Origin of the sequence: Pseudomonas sp. HY13-MNA-CIBAN-0226, from assembly GCF_040310305.1 — a bacterium.
Lineage (GTDB): Bacteria > Pseudomonadota > Gammaproteobacteria > Pseudomonadales > Pseudomonadaceae > Aquipseudomonas > Aquipseudomonas gregormendelii.
The window spans coordinates 1-272 of record NZ_JBEOPS010000263.1; the positions used below are offsets into that span (position 1 = coordinate 1).

Sequence of the window (272 nt, forward strand, 5' to 3'; positions counted from 1 at the left end):
GTCAAATAGTAATCTTCAAAAAACGCTTGTTTTTCATTCCAACTATAGCCTCGGAAATAAAACGCAGGCGACTGACTGACCACGACTGCCAATTGTCCTTGCTCACCATCGGGCAATACTTGCATATCATCATCGAGCACTACCAGCGTATGCCCCGGTAACGCCATGCCCATCGAGCCGACTGGACATTCATGCGCCAAAGCATGATGCTCGCAGCAGGTCATGCCGGTCTCTGTCTGCCCATATTGATCGCAAACCTGACAGCCCAAATG

At 50.0% G+C, this 272-nt stretch carries 1 pseudogene; it reads right to left on the bottom strand.

Features of this window, described 5'->3' with window-relative positions:
• A pseudogene (locus AAEZ05_RS28690) lies at window positions 1-224 on the bottom strand (AMP-binding protein); the annotation flags it as partial.
• Window positions 225-272: the final 48 nt, after the last annotated feature.